The organism is Kineococcus haloalkalitolerans, assembly GCF_050871905.1.
In the GTDB taxonomy this organism is placed as follows: domain Bacteria; phylum Actinomycetota; class Actinomycetes; order Actinomycetales; family Kineococcaceae; genus Kineococcus.
This window is the reverse complement of sequence record NZ_JBJLSH010000044.1, coordinates 1-22,926: the sequence shown is the minus strand read 5'-3', so window position 1 is coordinate 22,926 and position 22,926 is coordinate 1. Positions and strand designations below refer to the sequence as shown.

General features: G+C 76.5%; 18 protein-coding genes. 7 read left to right on the top strand and 11 right to left on the bottom strand.

Annotation, left to right across the window (positions count from 1 at the left end; translation table 11 throughout):
- Nucleotides 1–11 precede the first annotated feature (11 nt).
- The 3 genes from ACRYMY_RS15950 (at nucleotide 12) to ACRYMY_RS15940 (ending at nucleotide 5,142) form a co-directional block, all read left to right on the top strand.
- Nucleotides 12–2,501 carry a DNA gyrase/topoisomerase IV subunit A gene (locus ACRYMY_RS15950; RefSeq protein WP_432548214.1) on the top strand — a complete coding sequence of 830 codons (2,490 nt, stop codon included), beginning with the start codon at nucleotides 12–14 and terminating at the stop codon, nucleotides 2,499–2,501.
- Complete coding sequence (locus ACRYMY_RS15945) at nucleotides 2,498–3,751, top strand: mannosyltransferase family protein (protein ID WP_432548213.1); 1,254 nt, start codon at nucleotides 2,498–2,500, stop codon at nucleotides 3,749–3,751. The genes ACRYMY_RS15950 and ACRYMY_RS15945 overlap by 4 nt, the downstream gene beginning before the upstream one ends.
- Before the next feature lie 62 nt (nucleotides 3,752–3,813).
- Nucleotides 3,814–5,142: a M20 family metallopeptidase gene (locus tag ACRYMY_RS15940; protein ID WP_432548212.1), complete on the top strand. Its 1,329-nt coding sequence runs from the start codon at nucleotides 3,814–3,816 to the stop codon at nucleotides 5,140–5,142.
- Nucleotides 5,143–5,179: 37 nt separating this feature from the next.
- Here ACRYMY_RS15940 and ACRYMY_RS15935 read toward each other — a convergent pair whose 3' ends face one another.
- Both ACRYMY_RS15935 and ACRYMY_RS15930 read right to left on the bottom strand, forming a co-directional pair.
- A complete protein-coding gene (locus ACRYMY_RS15935; protein ID WP_432548211.1) occupies nucleotides 5,180–6,982 on the bottom strand; it encodes a glycosyltransferase in 1,803 nt (600 codons plus the stop codon).
- Nucleotides 6,983–7,167: 185 nt separating this feature from the next.
- Complete coding sequence (locus ACRYMY_RS15930; protein WP_432548210.1) at nucleotides 7,168–7,311, bottom strand: hypothetical protein; 144 nt, start codon at nucleotides 7,309–7,311, stop codon at nucleotides 7,168–7,170.
- Nucleotides 7,312–7,412: 101 nt separating this feature from the next.
- Between ACRYMY_RS15930 and ACRYMY_RS15925 the strand changes: the two genes are divergently transcribed.
- A complete protein-coding gene (locus tag ACRYMY_RS15925; protein WP_432548209.1) occupies nucleotides 7,413–9,758 on the top strand; it encodes an alpha-L-rhamnosidase in 2,346 nt (781 codons plus the stop codon).
- A 16-nt stretch (nucleotides 9,759–9,774) separates the two neighbouring features.
- Here ACRYMY_RS15925 and ACRYMY_RS15920 read toward each other — a convergent pair whose 3' ends face one another.
- The 8 genes from ACRYMY_RS15920 to ACRYMY_RS15885 form a co-directional block, all read right to left on the bottom strand.
- Nucleotides 9,775–11,349 (bottom strand): carboxylesterase/lipase family protein, encoded by a 1,575-nt coding sequence (locus tag ACRYMY_RS15920; RefSeq protein ID WP_432548208.1) that lies wholly within the window; start codon nucleotides 11,347–11,349, stop codon nucleotides 9,775–9,777.
- A gap of 85 nt (nucleotides 11,350–11,434) precedes the next feature.
- A complete protein-coding gene (ptsP, locus tag ACRYMY_RS15915; RefSeq protein WP_432548207.1) occupies nucleotides 11,435–13,156 on the bottom strand; it encodes a phosphoenolpyruvate--protein phosphotransferase in 1,722 nt (573 codons plus the stop codon).
- 50 nt (nucleotides 13,157–13,206) lie between these two features.
- Nucleotides 13,207–13,473 (bottom strand): HPr family phosphocarrier protein, encoded by a 267-nt coding sequence (locus tag ACRYMY_RS15910; RefSeq protein ID WP_432548206.1) that lies wholly within the window; start codon nucleotides 13,471–13,473, stop codon nucleotides 13,207–13,209.
- A gap of 31 nt (nucleotides 13,474–13,504) precedes the next feature.
- Nucleotides 13,505–15,028 carry a PTS fructose transporter subunit IIC gene (locus ACRYMY_RS15905; protein ID WP_432548205.1) on the bottom strand — a complete coding sequence of 508 codons (1,524 nt, stop codon included), beginning with the start codon at nucleotides 15,026–15,028 and terminating at the stop codon, nucleotides 13,505–13,507.
- Nucleotides 15,025–15,516 carry a PTS sugar transporter subunit IIA gene (locus ACRYMY_RS15900; protein ID WP_432548204.1) on the bottom strand — a complete coding sequence of 164 codons (492 nt, stop codon included), beginning with the start codon at nucleotides 15,514–15,516 and terminating at the stop codon, nucleotides 15,025–15,027. Before ACRYMY_RS15900 ends, ACRYMY_RS15905 begins: the two co-directional genes overlap by 4 nt.
- On the bottom strand, nucleotides 15,513–16,520 hold the full coding sequence (locus tag ACRYMY_RS15895; RefSeq protein ID WP_432548203.1) for a 1-phosphofructokinase family hexose kinase: 1,008 nt from the start codon (nucleotides 16,518–16,520) through the stop codon (nucleotides 15,513–15,515). Before ACRYMY_RS15895 ends, ACRYMY_RS15900 begins: the two co-directional genes overlap by 4 nt.
- On the bottom strand, nucleotides 16,517–17,278 hold the full coding sequence (locus tag ACRYMY_RS15890) for a DeoR/GlpR family DNA-binding transcription regulator (RefSeq protein ID WP_432548202.1): 762 nt from the start codon (nucleotides 17,276–17,278) through the stop codon (nucleotides 16,517–16,519). The genes ACRYMY_RS15895 and ACRYMY_RS15890 overlap by 4 nt, the downstream gene beginning before the upstream one ends.
- A gap of 238 nt (nucleotides 17,279–17,516) precedes the next feature.
- On the bottom strand, nucleotides 17,517–19,646 hold the full coding sequence (locus ACRYMY_RS15885) for a DNA gyrase/topoisomerase IV subunit B (protein ID WP_432548201.1): 2,130 nt from the start codon (nucleotides 19,644–19,646) through the stop codon (nucleotides 17,517–17,519).
- A 220-nt stretch (nucleotides 19,647–19,866) separates the two neighbouring features.
- On the opposite strand from ACRYMY_RS15885, the gene ACRYMY_RS15880 reads away from it, so the two are divergent.
- The 3 genes from ACRYMY_RS15880 (at nucleotide 19,867) to ACRYMY_RS15870 (ending at nucleotide 21,809) form a co-directional block, all read left to right on the top strand.
- Nucleotides 19,867–20,097 carry a DUF7455 domain-containing protein gene (locus tag ACRYMY_RS15880; protein WP_432548200.1) on the top strand — a complete coding sequence of 77 codons (231 nt, stop codon included), beginning with the start codon at nucleotides 19,867–19,869 and terminating at the stop codon, nucleotides 20,095–20,097.
- A gap of 64 nt (nucleotides 20,098–20,161) precedes the next feature.
- A complete protein-coding gene (locus tag ACRYMY_RS15875) occupies nucleotides 20,162–20,671 on the top strand; it encodes a DUF456 domain-containing protein (RefSeq protein ID WP_432548199.1) in 510 nt (169 codons plus the stop codon).
- 46 nt (nucleotides 20,672–20,717) lie between these two features.
- Nucleotides 20,718–21,809 carry a cellulase family glycosylhydrolase gene (locus tag ACRYMY_RS15870; protein WP_432548198.1) on the top strand — a complete coding sequence of 364 codons (1,092 nt, stop codon included), beginning with the start codon at nucleotides 20,718–20,720 and terminating at the stop codon, nucleotides 21,807–21,809.
- Between the two features lie 21 nt (nucleotides 21,810–21,830).
- On the opposite strand, the gene ACRYMY_RS15865 is transcribed toward ACRYMY_RS15870, so the two are convergent.
- A partial coding sequence (locus tag ACRYMY_RS15865; protein ID WP_432548197.1) for a glycosyltransferase occupies nucleotides 21,831–22,926 on the bottom strand: 1,096 nt, incomplete at its 5' end.

Below are 22,926 nucleotides of genomic sequence, written 5' to 3'. Positions count from 1 at the left end.
GGATGGCGGCCATGCCCCGCAGCAGGACCCGCAGCACCCCCGCGCCCGCGACCCCCGAGCGGATCGTCGACATCGACGTCGAGCAGGAGATGCAGGGGGCGTTCCTGGAGTACGCCTACTCGGTCATCTACTCCCGCGCGCTGCCGGACGCCCGCGACGGCCTGAAGCCGGTGCAGCGGCGGATCCTGTTCATGATGCAGGACATGGGCCTGCTGCCGGAGCGGGGCCACGTGAAGTCGGCGCGCGTCGTCGGCGAGGTGATGGGCAAGCTGCACCCGCACGGCGACGTCGCCATCTACGACGCGCTGGTGCGCCAGGCGCAGGCGTTCACGATGCGGGTGCCGCTGGTCGACGGGCACGGCAACTTCGGCTCCCTGGACGCCGGCCCGGCGGCGCAGCGCTACACCGAGGCGCGGATGACGCCGGCGGCGCTGCTGATGACGGGCGGGCTGGACGAGGACGTCGTCGACTTCGTCCCCAACTACGACGACCGCCTCACCGAGCCGGGCGTGCTGCCGGCGGCGTTCCCGAACCTGCTCGTCAACGGCGCCAGCGGCATCGCGGTCGGGATGGCGACGAACATGCCGCCGCACAACCTCGGCGAGGTCGTCGCGGCCGCCCGCCACCTCATCGCGCACCCGGACGCGGACCTGCCGCAGCTCATGCGGTTCGTGCCGGGCCCGGACCTGCCCACGGGCGGGCGGGTCGTGGGCCTGGAGGGCATCCGCGACGCCTACGCCACCGGCCGCGGCACGTTCCGCACGCGCGCGACCACGCGGGTGGAGAACGTCACGGCGCGGCGCAAGGGCATCGTCGTGACGGAGCTGCCCTACGGGGTGGGCCCGGAGCGGCTGACGGAGAAGATCAAGGAGCACGTGCAGGCCAAGCGCCTGCAGGGCGTGGCCGACGTCGTCGACCTGTCCGACCGCACCCGCGGCCTGCACCTGGTGGTGGAGGTGAAGAACGGGTTCGTGCCGGAGGCGGTGCTGGAGCAGCTGTACCGGCTGACGCCGATGGAGGAGTCCTTCGGCATCAACAACGTCGCGCTGGTGGACGGCCAGCCGCGCACGCTGGGCCTGAAGGAGCTGCTGGAGGTGTTCGTCGCGCACCGCCTGGAGGTGGTGCGGCGGCGCACGCGGTTCCGGCTGGGCCGGGCGGAGGAGCGCCTGCACCTGGTGGACGGCCTGCTCGTGGCGATCGTCGACATCGACGAGGTCATCCAGATCGTGCGCACCTCCGACGACGCGGCCACCGCGCGCGGGCGCCTGGAGCAGGTGTTCGACCTGTCGAGCACGCAGGCCTCCTACATCCTGGAGATGCAGCTGCGGCGGCTGACGCGGTTCTCCCGCATCGAGCTGGAGCGCGAGCAGGCGCAGCTGAACGCCACGATCAGCGAGCTGCGCGCGGTGCTGGCCGACGAGCAGCGGCTGCGGCGCATCGTCTCCGACGAGCTGGCCGAGGTCGCCGCCAAGCACGGCACGCCCCGGCGCACGGTCCTGCTGGCCTCGGCCGGCCCGTCGGCGGTCGGCTCGGCCACCGCGCTGGAGGTGGCCGACGACCCGTGCACGGTGCTGCTGTCGTCCACGGGGCTGCTGGTGCGCACCGCGGGCGTGGAACCGCTGGGCACCGAGGGCCGGCGCACCAAGCACGACCTCGTGGTCTCGCTGGCGCCGGCCACCGCGCGCGGGCACGTGGGGGTGCTGACCTCCCGCGGCCGGCTGGTGCGGGTGCCGGTGCTGGACCTGCCGGTGCTGCCGCCCACCGAGGGCCGGCCGGGCCTGTCCGGCGGGGTGGCGGTCAAGGAGTTCGTGACGCTGTCCAAGGGCGAGCGGGTGCTGGCGGTGGTGCCGCTGCCGGTGGCGGGCGTGGAGGACCCCGACGACCAGGGGTTCGCGCTGGCCACGGCGGCGGGCGTCGTCAAGCGCGTCGTGCTCGAGCCGCTGGGCGCGCGCGAGGAGGTCGACGTCATCGCGCTCAAGCAGTTCTCGGCGCGGGTGAGCGACGAGGTGGTGGCGGCCGTGCAGCTGACGACCGGCGAGGAGGAGCTGGTGCTGGTCTCCTCCGACGCGCAGCTGCTGCGCTTCCCGGCCGCGCTGGTGCGCCCGCAGGGGCGGGGGGCCGCCGGGGTGGCGGGCATGCGGCTGGCGCCGGGCGCCCGGCTGGTCTCGATGACGGCCGTGGACCCCGCCGACCCGGACGCCGTCGTCGTGACGGTGGCGGGCGACTCCGGCGCCCTGCCCGGCACCCAGCTGGGGTCGGCGAAGGTGACGCCGCTGGCGGAGTACCCGCCCAAGGGCCGCGCCACCGGCGGGGTGCGCTGCCACCGCTTCGCCCGCGGCGAGGACGTCCTGCTGCTGGCCTGGGCCGGGCGCGGGCCCGCGGAGGCCGCCACCCCCACGGGCACGGCCGTCGCGCTGCCGACGGTGCCGGGGCGCCGGGACGGCTCGGGCACGGCGCTGGACAAGCCCGTCGCCGCGGTGGCCGGCCCGCCGGTGCCGTGACGGCCACCGGGGAGCGCCCCGCGCGGGCGGCGCGCGCGGACGGGCGGTCGCGGGTCCTGACGGCCCTGACGGCCGCGCGCCCGCTGGCCTCCGCGGCCGGGCTGCTGGCGGTGTGGCTGGTCGCGGTCGTCGGGGCGATGACGGTGTCGCTGGCGACCCTGCCGGTGGACCTGGGCCCCGACTACGCCCACCTGGACGGCTACCCGCTGCCGGTGCAGGCGCTGGTGCGCTGGGACGCCAACCACTACCTGGCGATCGCGCAGGACGGCTACACCCAGGTCATCCAGCCGGCGTTCTACCCGCTGTACCCGCTGCTGGTGCACGTCGTGGCCGCTGCGGGCGTGGACGTCGTCTGGGCGGGGCTGGCCGTCAGCTGGGCGGCGGCGCTGGCGGCCCTGGTGTGCCTGCGGGCCCTGGCGGGGGACTTCTTCGCGACCCGCCCGCGCGCGGACGACCCGTCGGGCGAGGTGCGCGCGCGGCGGGCCGTGCTGCTGCTCCTCGTCGCGCCGGGGGCGTTCTTCCTGGCCTGCTTCTACACCGAGGCGCTGTTCTGCGCCCTGGCGTTCGGGGCGTTCCTGGCCGCCCGCCGGGGCCGCTGGTGGGCGGCGTGCCTGCTGGTGGGGCTGCTGACGGCCACCCGCCTGCCGGGGCTGGCCGTGGCCGGCGCCGTGGCGGTGGAGCACCTGGCCGCCAAGGGGGTGCTGCGCGAGCGCTCGCTGCGCGGCCTGGACCGCTCGACGTGGTGGTTCCTGCTGGCGCCCGCGGGGTTCGCGGCGTGGGTGGCCTGGTGCGCGGTGGCGCTGGGCGACCCGCTGGCGATGTTCCACGCCTACGACCACGGGTGGGCGTACCAGGTGTTCGACCCGAACGTCGCCGGCACGGTGTGGCGCGAGCTGGTGCGGCTGGCGGGCTTCGCCACCGACCCGGCGGGCGTGGACTGGACGATGCTGTTCCGCTACGGCGTCGGCACGGTGACGTGGCTGGTGTGCCTGGCGGTGACGCTGCTGTCGGTGCGGCGGCTGCCGGTCAGCTTCACGGCCCTGTCGCTGGCGACGCTGCTGCTGGTCTCGCTCAACAGCAACCTGCAGGCGGTCAACCGCTACGTGCTCGTGCTGTTCCCCGTGGCGTTCGCGCTGGCCGGCTCGCGACGGCTGGCCGCCGAGCACCGGTTCGCGGTGCCGGTGCTCGCCTCGACGACGGTGGTGGTGCTCAGCGCCGTGCTGTTCACGCACGGCAAGTGGGTGGGCTGAGAGACCCGCGCGCGGTCGCCGGGGGCTGGTCCGCGCGGGCCCCGCGGGGGTAGGTGTGGGGCGTGGACAGCCACCGGCCCAGCGCCCCCGACCGCACCTACCTGGCGTCCCTGCGCGCCGCGACCGAACTGGCCGCGGCGCGCGCGGAACCGCTCGCCAGCGCCTTCGACGGCGCGCCGGAGGACGTGCGCGCCGCCGTGGAGGCCGCCGTGGAGGCCGTGGGCGGCGACCTGGTGGCCCTCAGCCACGACCTGCACGCCCACCCCGAGGAGGGTTTCGCCGAGCACCGCTCGGTGCGGGCGCTGGCGGACCTGCTGGCGCGGCACGGCGTGGACGCGCAGGTGGGCGTGCACGGGCTGGACACGGCGCTGCGGGCCTCGGCCGGGCGCGGCGGGGGCCCCGTCGTCGCCGTCCTGGCCGAGTACGACGCGCTGCCGGGCGTGGGGCACGGCTGCGGGCACAACGTCATCGCCGCCACGGCCGTGGGCGCCTTCCTCGGGCTGCGCGCCGCGCTGGAGGCGGGGTCGGTCACCGGCACGGCGCTGCTGCTGGGCACGCCGGCCGAGGAGGGCGGCGGCGGCAAGGAGCTGATGGCCCGCGCCGGCGCCCTGGACGGGGTGGACGTGGCGGTGATGCTGCACCCGTTCAGCTACGACGTGGCCGTGCAGCCGTTCCTGGGCCGCCGGCAGGTGCGCGTCACGTACCGCGGCGTCGCCGCGCACGCCTCGGCGCAGCCGTTCATGGGCCGCAACGCCCTGGACGCCGTGGTCGCCGGGTACCAGGGCGTCGCGATGCTGCGCCAGCACGTCCCGCCGAGCGACCGCGTGCACGGGATCGTCCTGGACGGCGGGCAGCGGCCGAACGTCGTGCCCGAGCGCGCGGTCGCCGAGTACTACGTGCGCTCGGCGGCGCCGGCCACGCTGGCGGACCTGTGCGACCGGGTGGAGAAGGTCCTGGTGGCGGCCGCGGCGATGACGGGGTGCGGGTACGAGCTGGAGTGGGACCGCCAGCCGGCGTACCTGCCGATCCGGGCGAACCTGGAGCTGGCGGCGCGCTGGAGCGAGCACCAGCGCCGCCGCGGGCGCACCGCCCTGCCGCCGGGCGTGGTGCCGGAGTCGCTGGCCGGTTCCACCGACCTCGGCAACGTCAGCGTCCGGGTGCCGGCGATCCACCCGATGCTGGCGGTCTCCGGGCCCGAGGAGTCCCTGCACACCAGCGGCTTCGCGGCGGCCGCTGCCTCCCCCGCCGCCGACGCCGCCGTGCTCGACGGGGCCGTCGGGCTGGCGCTCACGGGGCTCGACGTGCTGGCCGACCCGTCGCTGCTGGAGGCGGTGCGCGCGGAGTTCGAGGCCGCCGGGGGTGTGCTGGACGTCGAGGACTTCCTGTCCTGACGGGTGGGCCGGGGCGGTGCGCCCCGGCCCACGCCGTTCAGGCGCGGACGCCCGACTCCTGCGTCCCGCGGGGGGCCGGCAGGGCGCCGGCCGGGACGGTGACGTCCTGGGAGCTCGCGGGAACCGCACCGTCGCGCAGGTCGATGACCCGCGCGGGCACCGGCGCGGGGACGGCGACCGCGGAGCGGCGACGGCCCCGCCACCACACCACCACGGGGGCGGCGCAGGTCGCGGCGGTGACGAGCATCCAGAAGTGCAGCGTCGGGTACGTGTTCCCCCGCAGCAGCCCGACGGCGACGCACGCGAGCGCGAAGACCACCCACAGCAGGTGCACCCGGAACGTGCGCAGCGAGTCGCCCGAGGACAGCCGCCCCTTGGCCGTCACCTTGTACGCCAGCGGCCGGCCGGTCAGCTGCGCGAAGCCCGCCGCCAGGTAGACGGGCGCGGTCACCAGGTTGAGGAACAGCCCCGCGGTGCCCCACGAGCGGCGCTCGTGCTCGACGAGGTTGAAGCGGCGCAGCCAGAACCCCACGGCGAGGCTGGCGGCGGTGCTCGTCAGGAACAGCAGCAGCCAGGGGGCCAGCTGCAGGCGGGAGGAGCTGACCCCGCCGACGAGGTAGAGGGCGCTCAGCGCGTTGCCCATGAGCCAGGTGAGCGCCACGGAGGGGTAGAAGAACTGCAGGGAGGCGAAGCTGACGCGCTGTCCCCACGACAGGGTGCGCAGGGCGCGGGGCGTGCGGCGGGTGGCGATCTCGAAGATGCCGTACGCCCAGCGGCGCTGCTGCGAGAAGAAGTCGGTCCAGGTGGACGGTCCCTCGCCGGCCGTGAGGACGTCCGGGGTGTAGACGCCGCGCCAGCGGTTGCCCGTGGCGGGGTTGACCGCCGCGGCGACCTCCATCGCCGTCAGGTGGTCCTCGATGATGCAGTCCTGGTAGCCGCCGATCTGCTGCCAGGCGCTCGGCCGGTAGGCGTGGTTGGTGCCGATGAGCACCGCCGCGCCGAGCGCGTTGGCGCCGCGCTGGACGATGCCGTGGAAGGAGTACGCCAGCTCCGCGCTGCCCTTGGCGACGATCCCGTCCCGCTCCGCGTTGGCGTACACCTGCGGCGCGACGACGAAGGCGACGTCGGGGTCCTCGAAGTAGCCCAGGACGCGCTCGAGGAAGTCGTCGCTGTCCAGCGGCGTGTGGTCGGGGTCCATCTGCGTGACGACGTCGTACTCGTGCTCGTGAGCCGCGCGCCAGGCGTTGTGGTTGCCGTGCTTGGTGCGGGCGCGGAAGGGACCGGACTCCGTGTTCCACTGCGGCACACCGGCACGGCTGAAGTGCTTGATGCCGAGCTCGGCGCAGCGCGCCCGCACGGCCGGGTCGTCCCCCTCGTCGAGCACCCAGGCGTCGACGTGCCCGTCGTAGCGCTGGTCGAGGAACTTCAGCAGCGTCCGCTCGACGACCTCCCAGGGTTCCTTGGAGGGCACGACGGTGGTGAGCATGGCGACGCGCAGACCGCTGCGGGGCACCACCGGGACGGGGTCGACGGCGCGGACGGCGAAGTTCACCGTCGACAGGGTTCCCAGCAGCTGGACGACCTGCAGACCGAGGATCATGACGACGCCGAGGACGGAGGCGACCTGGTAGGCCAGGGCGTGGCCGGACAGCACCGGCAGGTGCGACGGCCAGGCGAGGTAGGTGCAGAACGCGAGGACGAGAGCGGCGTGACCGACGCCGAGCGCGGTCACGGTCGCGCGCTCACGGGTGGACAGGACGCGGCGGAAGCGCACGCGCCCGGTGCTGGGTGTCAGCGGCCCGGCGATCCGGGACGCGTCGTGGTACTGCTCGACGGACATGGGGACTCCTGCGGTGGTGGATTCCCCACGACGGTGACCCGCGCCGGTGCGGCACCGTGACGGATCGTCGACGGCGTCCCCCGAACGCGCGAGCGCGGCACCCGAACAGCGCACCCGCGCAGTGACGACCAGTCACCCGCCCGGAGCCGGACGGGCGCCGGCGGCCGGCCCCCGTCCCGCTCCCGTCAGCGCGGCGGCTGCCGGCGTCCGAGCAGCCGCTGGAGCACCTTGCCGACGACCGCTCCCTTGAGCAGACCCTTGAGCATCCCCACGACGACCTCCCTGTCCCCGCGCCGCCCGGGCGGCGGCGTGCCCCCACGGTGGGGCACGGGCGGGCGGTGCGCGAGCCGGGGCGTTGACCGGCGGGCGGACGGCTGGGTAGCGTCGCCCTGAAAGGTTTCAGCTCCCAGGACAGCGAGGTCCGACGCCGATGACCGCCACCGCCACCTCCACCTCCCCCGCACCCGCGCCGGTCACGGACTGGCGGGCGCGCATGGTCGCCGCCGTCGACGACCACGCGGGCGCCCCGCTGCTGCGCGGCGCGTTCCGCCTCGAGGAGGGCCACGGCGCGGTGCGCCGCGCCGCGCTGCACGTCACCGCGCTCGGCGTCGTGGAACCCGTCCTGGACGGCGTCCCCGTCTCCGACGAGGTCCTCACCCCGGGCTGGTCCAGCTACGAGTGGCGGCTGCGCCACCGCACCCACGACGTGACCAGCCACCTCGGCGGCGCCGGGGCGGGCGGTGAGCACGTGCTGGGCCTGGCGCTGGGCCGCGGCTGGGCCGTCGGCCGCCTCGGCTGGACCGGCCGCAGCGGCTTCTACGCCGACCGCCCCGCCGCGCTGGCGCAGCTGGAGGTGGAGTTCGCCGACGGCCACCGCCAGGTCGTGGCCACCGACGCGACGTGGACGGCGGGTCCTTCGGCGGTGCTGGCCAACGACCTGTACGACGGGCAGACCGTCGACGCGCGCCGCTCCCCCGGCGGCTGGGCCGTCCCCGGCGCTCCCGCCGACGGGTGGGGGCCCGTCGAGGAGGTGCCGTTCGACACCGGGCGGCTGACCGCCCACGCCGGCCCGCCCGTGCGCCGGCAGGAGGTCGTGCGCCCGGTGCGGGTGTGGACCTCCCCGGCCGGTGAGCTGCTGCTGGACGTGGGGCAGAACCTCGTCGGCTGGCTGCGCCTGCGCGTGCGCGGCGAGGCCGGGCAGGAGGTCGTCGTCCGCCACGCCGAGGTCCTCGAGCGCGACGAGCTGGGCGTCCGGCCGCTGCGCTCGGCGGCCGCCACCGACCGGTTCGTGCTGTCGGGCGGCGACGACGAGTTCGAGCCCACGTTCACCTTCCACGGGTTCCGCTACGCCGGGCTGACCGGCTGGCCCGGCGGTGAGGAGGACCTGCGCCGCGCGGTGGACGCCGGTGACGTCGAGGCCGTCGTCGTCCACTCCGACCTGCGCCGCACCGGGACGTTCGCGTGCTCGCACGAGCTGCTGGAGCAGTTCCACCGCAACGTCGTCCGGGGGCTCCGCGGGAACTTCCTCGACGTCCCCACCGACTGCCCGCAGCGTGACGAGCGCCTGGGCTGGACCGGGGACCTGTCGGCGTTCGCGCCGACCGCGGCGTACCTGTACGACGTGTCGGGGTTCCTGCGGGACTGGCTGGCCGACCTGCGCGCGGAGCAGCGCGCCGCCGACGGGATGGTCGCCTTCGTCGTCCCCGACGTGCTGAAGTTCCAGGACCGGCCCGGTGGTCTGCCGGCGCAGGAGTCGACCGCCCTGTGGAGCGACGCGGCGGTGTGGGTGCCGTGGGCGCTGTGGCAGGCGTACGGCGACCGGGAGGTGCTGGCGGAGTCGTTCACCTCGATGGCTGCCCACGTCGACCGCGTCGAGTCGCTGCTGTCGCCGACGGGGTTGTGGGACACCGGGTTCCAGTTCGGCGACTGGCTGGACCCGCAGGCGCCGCCCGAGGACCCGTTCCGGGCGCGGGCGGACCCGGGCGTGGTGGCGACGGCGTGCGCGTTCCGCAGCGCGCACCTGGTGGCGCAGGCCGCCGCGCTGCTGGGCCGCGACGGCGACGCGCAGCGGTACGGGGCGCTGGCCGAGCGGCTGCGCACCGCCTTCGGCGAGCACTACGTGGGGCAGGACGGCACCGTCACCAGCGACTGCCCGACCGTGTACGCGCTGGCGGTCGTCTTCGGGCTGCTGGACGGCGGGGTGCGCCAGCGCGCCGGGGACCGGCTGGCGGAACTGGTCGCCGGCGCCGGCCACCGCATCGCCACGGGTTTCGCCGGCACCCCGTTCGTCACCGACGCCCTCACCCTCACCGGGCACCTGGACGACGCCTACCGCCTGCTGCTGCAGACGGAGTGCCCCTCGTGGCTGTACCCGGTGACGATGGGCGCGACGACGGTGTGGGAGCGCTGGGACTCGATGCTGCCGGACGGCACGGTGAACCCCGGGGAGATGACGAGCTTCAACCACTACGCCCTCGGCGCGGTCGCGGACTGGGTGCACCGCACCGTCGCCGGCCTGGCGCCGCTGGAACCGGGCTACCGGCGCTCCCTGGTGGCGCCGCGCCCGGGCGGCGGGCTCACGTGGGCGCGCGGCGCCCTGGAGACCCCGCACGGACGCCTGGCCGTCGCCTGGGAGCTGGACGAGGCGCGGGGGCTGGTCGTGGACGTGGAGGTGCCACCGGGCACGAGCGCGCTGCTGCGCCTGCCCGGCCGCGACGACGAGGAGCTGGGAGCGGGCACCCACCGGGTCATCGCGCCCTCGCCGGCGGAGGGCTGAGGGCGCGGGCCGGGGCTCACAGGTCCCAGGGGTCCAGCGGGACGCCCCGCCAGACCCGGCGGCGGCCACCGGGACCGGCAGCCGCCTCCGCGCCCTCGCGCCGGTCGGTGGAGTCCCACACGTGCACCGGGGTGGCGGTGGCGTCGGCGGCGGGCCAGCCGGGGTCGCCGTGGTGGACGAACCCCGTCCAGGCGTCGACCACCCGCCGCGACAGGCGCGCCGCCGCCGGTGTGGGCCACACCCCCGGCACCCGCGGCCCCACGAGCGGCAGGCGCCGGGCCAGCTCCAGCACGGGGACCGCGTGCAGCAGCACGTCCCACCCGTCGGGGTTGCCGAACGCGAACGGCAGGTCGACCGCGTGCGCCGCGCCCAGGCGGAACCCCAGCCCGGGGCTGCGCCAGGCGAAGCGGGAGGAGAACGTGCGCCCCCCGCGCGCGGCGTGCCGGGCGGCGAAGCGGGTCGTCGGCTCGGCGAACACCGCGTCGGTCATCAGCGCGTCGGCGACGTCGCGCGGGGTGGCGGACGCGGGCAGCGCGGTCCGGTAGCGGGCGAAGCGCTCGGCGTCCAGGCGCGCGGCGAGCGCGAAGGCCGCCAGCTCGTCCTCGGTGCGCGCCGTCGGCCCCATCCCCGTGAGCGAGAACAGCCGCCACTCCTCGTCGTTGTGGCACACCAGCAGGTCCACGTCCGGGTCCCCGCCGGCGGCCGGGCCGTCGAACAGCGGCTCGGGCAGGAACTCCCCGCCGACGACGGGCACGTGGACGAGGCTGGCCGTGCCGCGGCGGGCCCGGCGCGCGGCGCTGGTGGCCTCGCGCTGCACGAGCTCGCTGGCGGCCAGCAGCCGCACCGGGGGCAGCCCCGCGAGCCCGGCGAACGTGGTGGGCACCCGCGCGGCGCGCGCCACCCGCCGCGCCACGTCGTCGGCGACGGCCGGGGTCACGGTGTCGCCGTACACGCTGTGCGCGACGGCGCGCCGGAACAGCCCGCGCGCCGACGGCGCGCACAGCAGCGCGGCGACCGACCCGGCGCCCGCGGACTCCCCCGCCACCGTCACCCGCGCCGGGTCGCCGCCGAACGCGGACACGTTGTCGCGCACCCACTCCAGCGCCGCGACCTGGTCGCGCAGGGCCCGGTCGTCGGGGGCGCCGGGCACGGCGAGGAACCCCTCGGCGCCCAGGCGGTAGTTCACGCTCACCACGAGCGTGCCTCGGCGCACGTGGGCGCGCGGGTGGTACGCCGGTGACGAGCCGGCCCCGGTGACGTAGGCGCCGCCGTGCACCCACACCAGGACGGGCCGCCCGTCCGGCGGGGCGGCGGGCACGGACGGGCCGGCGGGCGCGAAGACGTCCAGGGTCAGGTAGTCGCCGCCGGAAGCGGGCGTCCAGCCGTGCCCGGAGCGCGGGTCCTGCGGCGCCACCGGCGAGGGCGTGCGGGCCTCGCGGACCCCGCGCCAGGCCCGCACCGGCTGCGGGGCCTGGAAGCGGTACCGGCCCACGGGCGGTGCGGCGTACGGCAGGCCGCGGAAGGCCTCGACCCCGTCGACGGGGTCCAGCCCCCGCACGCGACCGCTCGTGGTGACGACGACCCTGCCCACCGGACCTCCTGCGCGACGACCCACGACGACGCGGCGAGGCTACGTCGACCCCGGACCGGTGGCGGGCAGCGCCCCCGGGCGGGCCTCAGAGCGCCAGGACCTCCGGGTCGGCCAGCGCGGCGACGGCGGCGCGCGCCGCGGCCGCGTCGTCGGAGGCCAGCGCGGCGGCGGCCAGGCGCCGGCAGTCCTCGAGCGTCGTGCGGGCCAGCGCGAAGCGGACGGCGGGCACGGCCGCGGGGGCCATCGACAGACTGCGCACGCCCAGGCCGACGAGGACGAGGGCCAGCAGCGGGTCGCGGGCCGCCTCGCCGCACACGCCGACGCTGCGCCCGGCCGCCGCCCCGGCCTCGCCCGTCAGGCCCACGAGCTGCAGCACGGCCGGCTGCCAGGGGTCCAGGAGGTCGGCCAGCTCACCGGCGAGGCGGTCGGCGGCCATCGTGTACTGGGTCAGGTCGTTGGTGCCGACGCTGACGAAGTCCAGCCCGGCGGCCAGCAGCGCGTCCGCGCGCAGCGCGGCCGCGGGGACCTCGACCATGGCGCCGACGACGCCCAGACCGGCGGCGCGCGCCCGCCCCGCGAAGTCGGCCGCCTCCGCGGGCGTGGAGACCATGGGCGCCATGACCCACGGCGTGGTGCCGGTGCGCTCGGCGGCCGCGGCCAGCGCGGTCAGCTGGTCGGTGAGCAGCTGCGGGTGGCGGCGGGCGGTGCGCAGGCCCCGCACGCCGAGGGCGGGGTTCTCCTCGGCCTCCACCTCGACGAAGGCCAGCGGCTTGTCCGCGCCGGCGTCCAGGGTGCGCACGACGACCTTGCGCTCGCCGAAGGCGCGCAGCACCCGCGCGTAGGCGTCGGTCTGCTCCTCGACGGTCGGGGCGCTCGCGCGCTCCAGGAAGAGCACCTCGGTGCGGAACAGGCCCACGCCCTCGACGTCGTGGGCGGCGGCGCGCTCGGCGTCCTCGACGGTGCCGACGTTGGCCAGCAGGGCGACGGCCGTGCCGTCGGCGGTGGCGCCGGGGCCGCCCGAGGCGTTCGCCAGGGCCTCGCGCACGGCGCGGCGGCGCTCCACCTCGGCGCGCACGTCCTCGCCGGGCTCGACGACGACGGTGCCCGCGCGGGCGTCCACGGCCACCGGCGCGCCCGGGCGCAGCCGCTGGGCGCCGGTCACCCGCACGACGCAGGGGACGTCCAGCTGGGCGGCGATGATCGCGGTGTGGCTGGTGGGGCCGCCCAGCTCGGTGACGATGCCGACGACCTTGGCCAGGTCCAGGGCGGCGGTGTCGGCGGGGGCGAGGTCGGCGGCCACGACGACCGAGGGGCCGGTCAGCTCGGGCACGCCGGGCTGGGCCAGGCCCAGGACGTGGGCGACGACGCGGTCGCGCACGTCGCGCAGGTCGGTGACGCGCTCGGCCAGGTAGGGACCGCTGGCGGCCAGGACGGCGCAGAAGCCCTCCACGGCCTCGTCGACGGCCGTGGCCGGGCCGGTGCCGGCGCGCAGCCGGCGCTCGACGTCGGCGAGCAGGCCGGGGTCCTCGGCCATGAGGGCGGTGGCGGCGAGCACGTCGGCGGTGGTGCCGCCGGCGGAGGCGGCGCGCTCGCGCAGCGTCGCGGCGACGGCCGCGAAGGCGGCCCGCACGGCCGCCAGCGCGGCCTCCGGGTCGGCCGGGGCGGCCTCGTCGGCCGGCGGGCGGGCGGCGGGGGCGACGAGGACGACGGAGCCCACCGCGGCGGACGTGCCCACGCCCACCCCGGTCAGGACGTCACCGGCGCCCGCGGCGTCGGCAGGGCTGGTCGGGGTGGGCGTGGTGGTCACGGCGGTGGGCTCCTTCGTCTCGCGCGGGGGGTGCGGGTGCTGCGGACGGCTCAGGCGTCGTGGTCGGTCTCGACCAGCTCGGCCAGCCGGTCCAGCGCCTCGTCGGCGCCCTCGCCCTCGGCGGTCAGCACGACGCGCTCGCCGTGCTGGGCGCCCAGCCCCATCACCATCAGGATGCTGCGGGCGTCGACGGGGTCGCCGCCGTCCTTGGCGATCGTCACGGGCAGGCCCGTGGCGGTGGCGGCCTGGACGAACAGCGAGGCGGGGCGGGCGTGCAGGCCCACGCGGGAACCGACGACGGCGGTGCGGGTGCTCACGGGGTTCTCCTCCGGTGCTCTGGGTCGGGGATCAGGCCGCGACGGCCTGGGCGTCGGTGCGCTCGGCGGCCGCGGGGGAACCGGCGCGGTGGAAGCCCTTGAAGGCGATGACCGCGGCGGCCGTGACGGCGGTGCCGACGAGGATGGCCAGCAGGTACAGCAGCGGCTGACCGACGAGGCCGAAGACGACCACGCCGCCGTGGGGGGCGCGCAGCGTGCTGCCGAAGGCCATCACCAGGCCGCCGGTGACGCCCGAGCCGATCATCGCGGCGGGCAGGATGCGCAGCGGCGCGGCGGCCGCGAACGGGATGGCGCCCTCGGTGATGAAGAACGAGCCGAGCAGGACCGCGGCCTTGCCGTTCTGCCGCTCCGCCTCGGTGAACAGGCGCTTGCGCACGAACGTGGCGACGGCGATGCCCAGCGGCGGGGTCATGCCGGCGGCCATGACGGCGGCCATGACGCGCAGCTCCACGGGGCTGCCGGAGCTGGCGGCCGCGGTGGCCAGGCCGGTGGTGGCGAACGTGTAGGCGACCTTGTTGATGGGCCCGCCCAGGTCGGCGGCCATCATGACGCCGAGGATGACGCCCAGCAGCACGATCCCGCTGCCGGACAGGGAGTTCAGGCCGTTGGTGAGGCTGTCCATGAGCCAGGCGAGCGGGCGGCCCAGGACAGCCAGCATGAGCCCGGCGGTGACGAGCGTCGCGACCAGCGGGATGACGACGACGGGCATGACGCCGCGCACCGCGTTGGGCACCTTGCGCCGCGCCAGCCACAGGGCGACGAAACCGCCGAGGAAACCGGCGACGAGGCCGCCGAGGAAACCGGCGCCCACGGCGACGGCGACCGAGCCGCCGACGAAACCGGGGGCGATGCCGGGGCGGTCGGCGATGCCGAAGGCGATGAAACCGGCCAGCACGGGCACCAGGAACCCGAACGCCGTGCCGCCGACGACGAACATCAGCCCGGCCCAGTCCTGGCGCGAGAGCGGGTCGAACCCGGCGATGAGGTCGTCGGCGGTGACGCTGACGATCTCGTAGCCGCCGAGCATGAACGACAGGGCGATGAGGATGCCGCCCGCGGCGACGAACGGGATCATGTAGCTGACACCGGTCATGAGCCACTGCCGCACGCGGGTGCCGACGCCGGCGCCCGCGGTGACCTTGGTGGCCAGCGCCGGGCCGCCGGCCACGGGCGCGCCGGGCACGTCGTCGCCCGGCTGCACGGCCGGCCCGCCGGTGCGGGCGGGGGCGGACTCGGCGGCGGCGACCGCGGCGGCGACGACCCCGGGGGCGTCGGCGACGGCCTTCTTCACGCCGACGTCGACGCTGGGCAGGCCCGCGAAGCGGCCCTTGTCGCGCACCTCGAGGTCGGCGGCGTAGATGACGCCGTCCGCGGCGGCGATGACGGCCGGGTCCAGGGGCGCCGAGCCGGCGGCCCCCTGCGTCTCGACGACGACCTCGTGACCGGCGGCCCTCCCCGCCTGCTCGAGGGCCTCGGCGGCCATGTACGTGTGGGCGATGCCCGTGGGGCACGACGTGATCGCGACGAACTTCATCGTCCGTACACCTCTCGGAGGACGGTCGAGGCGACCGACGCGGCGTCGGGGGCCTCGAGGAGGGACTGGCGGAAGGAGGCGTGCACGAGCTTGCGGGCGAGCGCGGCGAGGATCGTCAGGTGGTCCGACTCCCCCGTCGTGGGCGCCGCGATGAGGAAGACGAGGTTGGCCGGCCCGTCGGGGGCGCCGAAGTCGACGCGCTCGCCGCTGACGACGCGGCCCACGGCGAGGCTGGGGACGGTGACGGCCTCGGAGCGCGCGTGGGGCAGGCCGATGCCGCCGGGGATGCCGGTGGCCATCTGCTCCTCGCGGGCGGCGACGTCGGCGAGGAAGCGCTCGCGGTCGGTGACGCGCCCGGCCGCGACGAGGGTGTCCGCCAGCTGGCGGGTGGCGTCGCCCTTGTCGGCGGCGACGAGGTCGGCGATGACGAGGTCGGCGGTGATCAGGTCGGGGGTCGTGCCCGGCTGCTGGCTGGCGGTGTCGCTCACTGCTTGAGCTCCTTGACGCTGGTGTCGGGGTCGGGGTCGGTCACGACGCGGACGCCGGCGGCGCCGGCGGGCGTCTCGTCGGGTCCGGGGACGGCACTGCCGGGCAGCAGGACCGCGGCGCGGCCCCAGCTGACGGCGGTGCGCAGGCGCTCGGCGGCCGGGCCGCCGGCGTGCAGGTAGCCGGCCAGGGTGCAGTCGCCCGCACCCACGGTGCTGCGGGGGACGAGCGGCTCGCCGCCGGCCCACACGGTCTCGCGCGGGGTGACCAGCAGGGCGCCCGCGCCGCCGAGGGAGACGAGGACGTCGGCGCGCCGGGCGCCGCGCGCGCGCAGCTCGGTCACGGCGGACAGCACGTCGCCGACCGTCTGCAGCTCGCGGGCCACCAGCTCGGCCAGCTCCTCCAGGTTGGGCTTGACCACGTCCGGGTCGGCGGCCACCGCGGCGGCGAGCGCCGCCCCGGAGGTGTCCACCGCGGTGGCGACCCCGGCCTCGCGGCCCAGGGCGACGACGCGGGCGTGGACGTCGGCGGGCGCGCCCGGCGGCAGGCTGCCGCAGGAGACCAGCCACCGGGGCCCGACGGTCAGGCGCGCGCGCACGGTGCGCAGCAGCGCGTCGACCTCCTGCCCGGACAGCACCGGCCCGGGCTCGTTGAGCTTGGTGGTGGTGCCGTCGGCCTCGACGACGGTGGTGTTGGTGCGGATGGCGCCGGCCACGGCGACGGGCACGACGTCGACGCGCTGCGGGGCCAGCAGGCCCACCAGGCGGTCGCCGTCGACCCCGCCGGAGGGCACGACGGCGCTGGCGCGGTGGCCGTGGCGGGCCAGCGCGCGGGCGACGTTGACGCCCTTGCCGCCGGCCTCGACGAGCGCGGCGGTGGCCCGGTGGACCTCCCCGCGGGTCAGGACGGCCAGCTCGACCGTGTGGTCGACGCTGGGGTTGGGGGTGACGGTGAGGACGAGGTCCCCGGTGGGCGCGCTGGGCGGCGCCGTGGGCGGGGTGCTCACGCGAGCACCACCCGGACGCCGGCGGACTCCAGCTCCCCGACGATCGCCGGGTCCGCCCCGCTGTCGGTGATCACGGTGTCGATCCCTTCCAGGTCGGCGACGTGCGCGAAGTCGTCGCGGCCGAGCTTGGTGTGGTCGGCCAGCACGACGGTGCGGCGGGCCGCGCGGATGAGTGCCCGCTTGACGGTGGCCTCGTGCAGATCGGGCGTGGTCAGCCCGCGCTGGGGGGTGAGGCCGTTGGTGCCCAGGAAGCAGACGTCGGCGAAGACCTCGGCCAGCGCCCGCTCGGCCCACCCGCCGACGGCGGCCAGGGTGCGCCCGCGCACCTGACCGCCCACCAGGTGCAGCGTGGTGCCGCTGATCGCGGAGACCGCCTGGGCGACCTGCAGGCCGTGGGTGACCACGACGAGGTCCCGGTCGGGCGGCAGCAGCTCGGCCAGGCGCACGGTGGTGGTGCCGGCGTCCAGGAGCACCGAGCCGCCGTCGGGCAGCTCGGCCAGGGCGGCCTTGGCGATGCGGTCCTTCTCGGCGGCCTGCGCGGACTGCCGCTCCCCCACGGCCGGCTCGTGCCCGAGCCGCTCGACGGGGATCGCCCCGCCGTGGACGCGGCGCAGCACACCGCGCCGCTCCAGGGCGGTCAGGTCGCGGCGGATGGTCTCCGGGGTGACGTCGAGGACCTCGGCCAGCGCGGTGACCTCCACTCGGCCCGCGTCGCGCGCGCGGTCGAGGATCGCCTGGTGGCGCTCCGTCGCGTACATCGAGACTCCGTCGTCCGTCCTCGCCGTGCCCGGACCTGTGGTCCGTGGGCACGAGTGTGGGCCCGTTCGGACAGCAAGTCAAGCAAACGGGCGGAACCGGACTGTCCGCTTCTGTCCGTTCACCGTTCGAGGTGCGTCAGCCGCCCGGCCGGGCCCGGACGCGCGACGGCGCGCCCACCGGCCGGGGCCGGGGACGCGCCGTGGGGCGTGCGGTCGCGCTGGTGCGGAGCGGCGCGCGTCAGGCGTCGATGCGGTCGCGGTCCAGCCGCTCGGCGCCGGAGATGATGAAGTCCTTGCGGGGGGCGACCTCGTTGCCCATGAGCAGCTCGAACACCCGCTCGGCCACCTCCGCGTCGCGCACCGTGACCCGGCGCAGGGTGCGGTGGCCGGGGTCCATCGTCGTCTCGGCGAGCTGGTCCTCGTCCATCTCGCCCAGGCCCTTGTAGCGCTGGATGGGCTCCTTCCAGCGCCGGCCGCGCTTGCGCAGGTCCGCGGTCACCCGGCGCATCTCGGCGTCGGAGTACGTGTAGACCACCTCGTTCTTCGCCCGGCCCGCCCCGACCACGTCGATGCGGTGCAGCGGCGGGACGGCCGCGAAGACCCGGCCGGCGTCCACCAGCGGGCGCATGTACCGGAAGAACAGCGTCAGCAGCAGCGTGCGGATGTGGGCGCCGTCGACGTCGGCGTCCGTCATGAGGATGACCTTGCCGTAGCGCGCCGCGGACAGGTCGAAGCTGCGCCCCGAGCCCGCCCCGACCACCTGGATGATCGAGGCGCACTCGGCGTTCTTCAGCATGTCCGCCACGGACGCCTTCTGGACGTTGAGGATCTTCCCGCGCAGCGGCAGCAGCGCCTGGTGCTCGGAGTCGCGCGCGCGCATGGCCGTGCCCAGCGCCGAGTCGCCCTCGACGAGGAACAGCTCAGAGCGGGCGACGTCGTCGGAGCGGCAGTCCTTCAGCTTCGCCGGCAGGGAGGAGGACTCCAGGGCGTTCTTGCGGCGCTGGGTCTCCTTGTGCAGGCGCGCGGAGATGCGGGTCTTCATCTCCGAGACGACCTTCTCCAGCAGCAGGGCGGTCTGCTGCTTGTCGTCGCGGCGCGGGGAGGAGAACACCTCCCCCAGTTCGCGCTCGACCACGCGCGCGACGATCTGGCGCACGGCCGGGGTGCCCAGCACCTCCTTGGTCTGCCCCTCGAACTGCGGCTCGGCCAGGCGCACCGTCACCACGGCCGTCATGCCGGCCTGCACGTCGTCGCGCTCGAGCTTGTCGTCCTTGCCGACCTTCAGGCGGCGCGCGGCGGCGTCCACCTGCTTCTTCACCGCGCGCAGCACGGCGGCGTCGAACCCGGCCAGGTGGGTGCCGCCCTTGGGCGTGGCGATGATGTTGACGAAGGAGCGCACGACCGTGTCGTAGCCGGTGCCCCAGCGCAGGGCGACGTCCACGACGCACTCGCGCTCGACCTCCGTCGGGCTCATGTGCCCGTCCTCGTCCAGGACCGGCACGGTCTCGCGGAAGGTGTCCGAGCCCTGCAGGCGCCACACCGCCGTCAGCGGCGTCCCGGGCGAGAGGTACTCCGCGTACTCGCTGATGCCGCCGTCGTGCTGGAAGACCTCCTCCACCGGCCCGTCCTCGCCCGGCGTGCCCGGCAGGCGGCGCTCGTCGCGCACGACGATGCGCAGGCCCGGCACGAGGAAGGACGTCTGGCGCGCGCGGTCGGCCAGGTCGGCGTAGGAGAAGCGGGCCTCCCGCACGAACACCTGCGGGTCCGCCCAGTACCGCACCCGGGTGCCGGTGACGCCGCGCTTGGCGCGCCCGACGACCTCCAGGCCCGTGGTGGGCGTGAAGGGGGCCTCGGGGCCCTCGCCGGCGAAGCGGCCGGGCACGCCGCGGCGGAAGCTCGTCGCGTACGTCTTCCCGCCGCGGTCCACCTCGACGTCCAGGCGCGCCGACAGCGCGTTGACGACGCTCGCGCCGACGCCGTGCAGGCCGCCGGAGGCGGAGTACGAGCCGCCGCCGAACTTGCCGCCGGCGTGCAGGTGGGTGAAGACGACCTCCACGCCGGACAGGCCCGTGCGCGGCTCGACGTCGACGGGGACGCCGCGGCCGTCGTCGCGCACCTCGACCGAGCCGTCCGGGTGCAGCACCACGTCGATGCGGTGGCAGTGCCCGCCCAGGGCCTCGTCGACCGAGTTGTCGATGACCTCCCACAGGCAGTGCATGAGCCCGCGCGAGTCCGTGGACCCGATGTACATGCCGGGCCGCTTGCGCACGGCCTCCAGCCCTTCGAGGACCAGCAGGTGGGCGGCGGTGTAGCCGTCGGAGTCGTCGGGGCCCCGGCGGGCGCCCGCGCGGGCAGGAGGAGGTGTCACGCCCGCGAGGTTACGTGCCGGCACCGACAGCGCCCCGCAGCCGTGTCGCGGGTCCTCCTGCGACCTCGCGCGACCTGGTGTGACCGAGACCACCTCCGCCGACAGCGAACGGGCTGCTCCACCGGTGTGGGAACGCGCGCGCCGGGGGCAGGGTTGGGGGAAGGTGAGAGCGGGAGCAGGTCGCTGCCGCCCGCCACGCGCTGTACGGAAGGAGTCGCGAGTGACCACCACCGCCCTTGCCCACGACCCCATGACGGCCGCCGACCGGTGCGACCGGTGCGGCGCCCAGGCCTACGTGCGCGTCCTGCTGTCCTCCGGCGGCGAGCTGCTGTTCTGCGGCCACCACGGCCGCGAGCACCGTGACGCGCTGCAGGGTGTCGCCCGCGACATCCAGGACGAGACGCGCAAGCTGGCCACCACGCCGGCCACCGCGCCGGCCGACGAGCGCTGACCGGCTGACGTGCGCACCGCTCCCCGCCCGGGAGCCCTGACGAGACGAGCCCGGGGTCCCCGACGTGGGTGACCCCGGGCTCGTCCTCGTCGCGGTGGCCGTCGCCGTCGGCATCGTCGGCATCGTCCTGCCGGTCCTGCCCGGCACCCTCCTCGTCGCGGCCGCCACCCTCGTCTGGGCGCTCGTCACCGGCGGCGAGGCCTGGTGGTGGTGGGCCGGCGTGGTCGCCGTCCTGGTCGCCGGTCAGGTCGCCATGTACCTCGTGCCCGGCCGCCGCATGACCCGGGCCGGGATCCGCACCCGCAGCCTCCTGCTGGGCGGGCTGCTCGGGGTCGTCGGCTTCTTCGTCGTCCCGGTCCTCGGTCTCGTGCTCGGCTTCGTGCTGGGCGTCTTCCTCGCCGAGCTGGCCCGCGCCGCCCGCTCGCCCGTCGGGTCCGGCACCGGGCCGCTGCGCCCGGCGGTGGCGTCGACCGTCGTGGCGCTGAAGAACGTCGGGCTCAGCATCCTCATCGAGGGCTCCGCCGCCCTGCTGGCCGCGCTGGTGTGGGTGGCCGGGGCGCTCGTGCTGCGCTGAGACCCCTCCACGGCCGGCCTCCCCGGCCCCGGGTAGCCTGACCGCCGTGCACCGGACGCGCTGGACGTCGCGCAGGACGGTGCTCGCCCTTCTCGGCAGCGGTGCGGTCGCCGCGTCGGCCCTGGTCGTCGCCCGAGTCCTGCGAGGAACCTCCGCCTCCCGCGGGGCGAGCAGCCGCCCGTCCGTGGGGGTGCAGTTCCACGGGGTGTGGGAGGACTACTCCTTGGCCGAACGCAGCGCCGTCCTGGACCGCCTGGTCGAGGCGGGCGTGCAGTGGGTGCGGGTCGACCTGGGGTGGGCCACGCTCCAGCCGGACGGCCCGGACTCCTACTCGGACTGGGGCCTCTCGCTGGCCGACGAGGTGGTCGAGGCGGCGCACGCGCGCGGCCTGAAGGTCCTCGGCATGCTCTGGACGACACCGGAGTGGGCCAGCGCCGACGGCGACGAGCGGTCGGCGCCCCGCCGCCCCGAGGACTACGCCGCGGCGGCGGCCCACGTGGCCGCCCGGTACGACGGCCTCGTCAGCGCGTGGGAGGTGTGGAACGAGCCCAACGACCCCGACTACTTCACCGGTGCCGACCCAGCCCGGTACACCGCCCTGCTGCGCGCCGCGTACCCCGCCGTCAAGGACGCCTCCCCCGGGGCGCTGGTGGTCCTCGGCGGCACGTCCTACAACGACACCGAGTGGATCCACCGGTGCTACGAGGCCGGAGCGGGCCCGTACTTCGACGTCCTCGCCACCCACCCCTACCAGCGGCCCTCCGACCTGCCGCCCGAGGCCCCGGACGACGGGACGCCCTGGCGCCTGCGCCACATCAGCACCGTCCGCGAGGTCATGGTGGCCCACGGGGACGCCGGCAAGGAGGTGTGGTTCACCGAGCTCGGCTGGAGCAGCCACGGCGACACCGGTGGACAGCCGTGGTCGCGCGGGGTGTCCCGGCAGACCCAGGCCGACTACCTCGTGCGGACGCTGGACCTGGTGGCCGGGAGCTACCCCTACGTAACCACCGTCTTCTGGTACCGCGAGCGCGACTCCGGCGAGCGCGAGTCCCACCGCGGGCGCTTCGGCCTCCTGGACCTCGACCTGGCGCCCAAGCCCGTCATGGCGGCGCTGGGCGGCTTCCTCGGGCGCGCCTGACGGCGGCCCGGACGGCGCCGCTCACGTCAGCGGCGCTCCACCCCGCCGTCGCGCGAGGACCTCGTCGTAGAGCGCGAGGACCCGGTGCGCGACGTCCGCCTCGTCGTGGTCCGCCTGCACCGCCCGACGGGCGGCGCGCCCCTCCCGCTCGGCGAGCGCCGGGTCGAGGAGCCTGTCGAGCAGCGCCGCGGCCAGCCGGTCCGGGTCACCCGCCGGCACCACCGCGCCGGCGTCCCGGCCCACCGACTCCCGCACGCCCGCGACGTCGCTGGCCACGACGCTGCGGCCGGTCGCCCCGGCCTCCAGGGGCACCAGCGCCATCCCCTCCCACCGGGAGGGCACGGCGACGACGTCCGCGGCCGCGAACCAGGACCAGGAGTCGTCGGTCGGCCCGGCGAAGCGCACACCCGGCCCGGCCGCGCGCCGCAGCTCCGGCCCCGCCGGTCCCTCGCCCACCAGCGCGAGGTGCGCCGCCGGCAGGCCGGACAGGACGCGGGGCCACGCCCGCAGCAGGACGTCTTGGCCCTTCTGCCGCGACAGGCGTCCCACGCACACGACTAGGGGCGCGTCGTCCAGCGACAGGCGCTCCCGGGCCCCGGTCCGGTCCGCTCCCGTGGCCGGGCGGAACGCGCCCAGGTCGACGCCGTTGGGCACCACCACGCTGCTGCTGCGCACACCCGCGGCCACTCCCTCGGACCGCTCCGCCTCGCTGACGCACAGGACCGCGTCCGTCCAGCGTCCCGCCCACCGCTCCCACGCCACGGTCGCCGCGCGCACCGGACCACCGACGGCGTGGAAGGACCACGCGTGGGGCTGGTAGACCGTCGGGACGCGGCCGCGCAGGGCCAGGCGTCCCGCGAGGCCGGCCTTGGCGCTGTGCAGGTGGACGAGGTCCGGCGCCAGGTCCGTGAGGAGGCCCCCGAGGAACCGGACGTCGCGGGAGACGCTGAGGTCGGGCTGCCTCGACGAGGTCCAGGGCACGCGCCGGCACCCGGGCACCAGCTCGGGGGGGGGGGGGGGGGGGGGCGGGGGGGGGGCGGGGGTGTGGGGGGGGGGGGCGCGGGGCGGGGGGGGGGCGGGCGGGGGGGGGTGGGGGGGGGGGGGGGGGGGGGGCGGG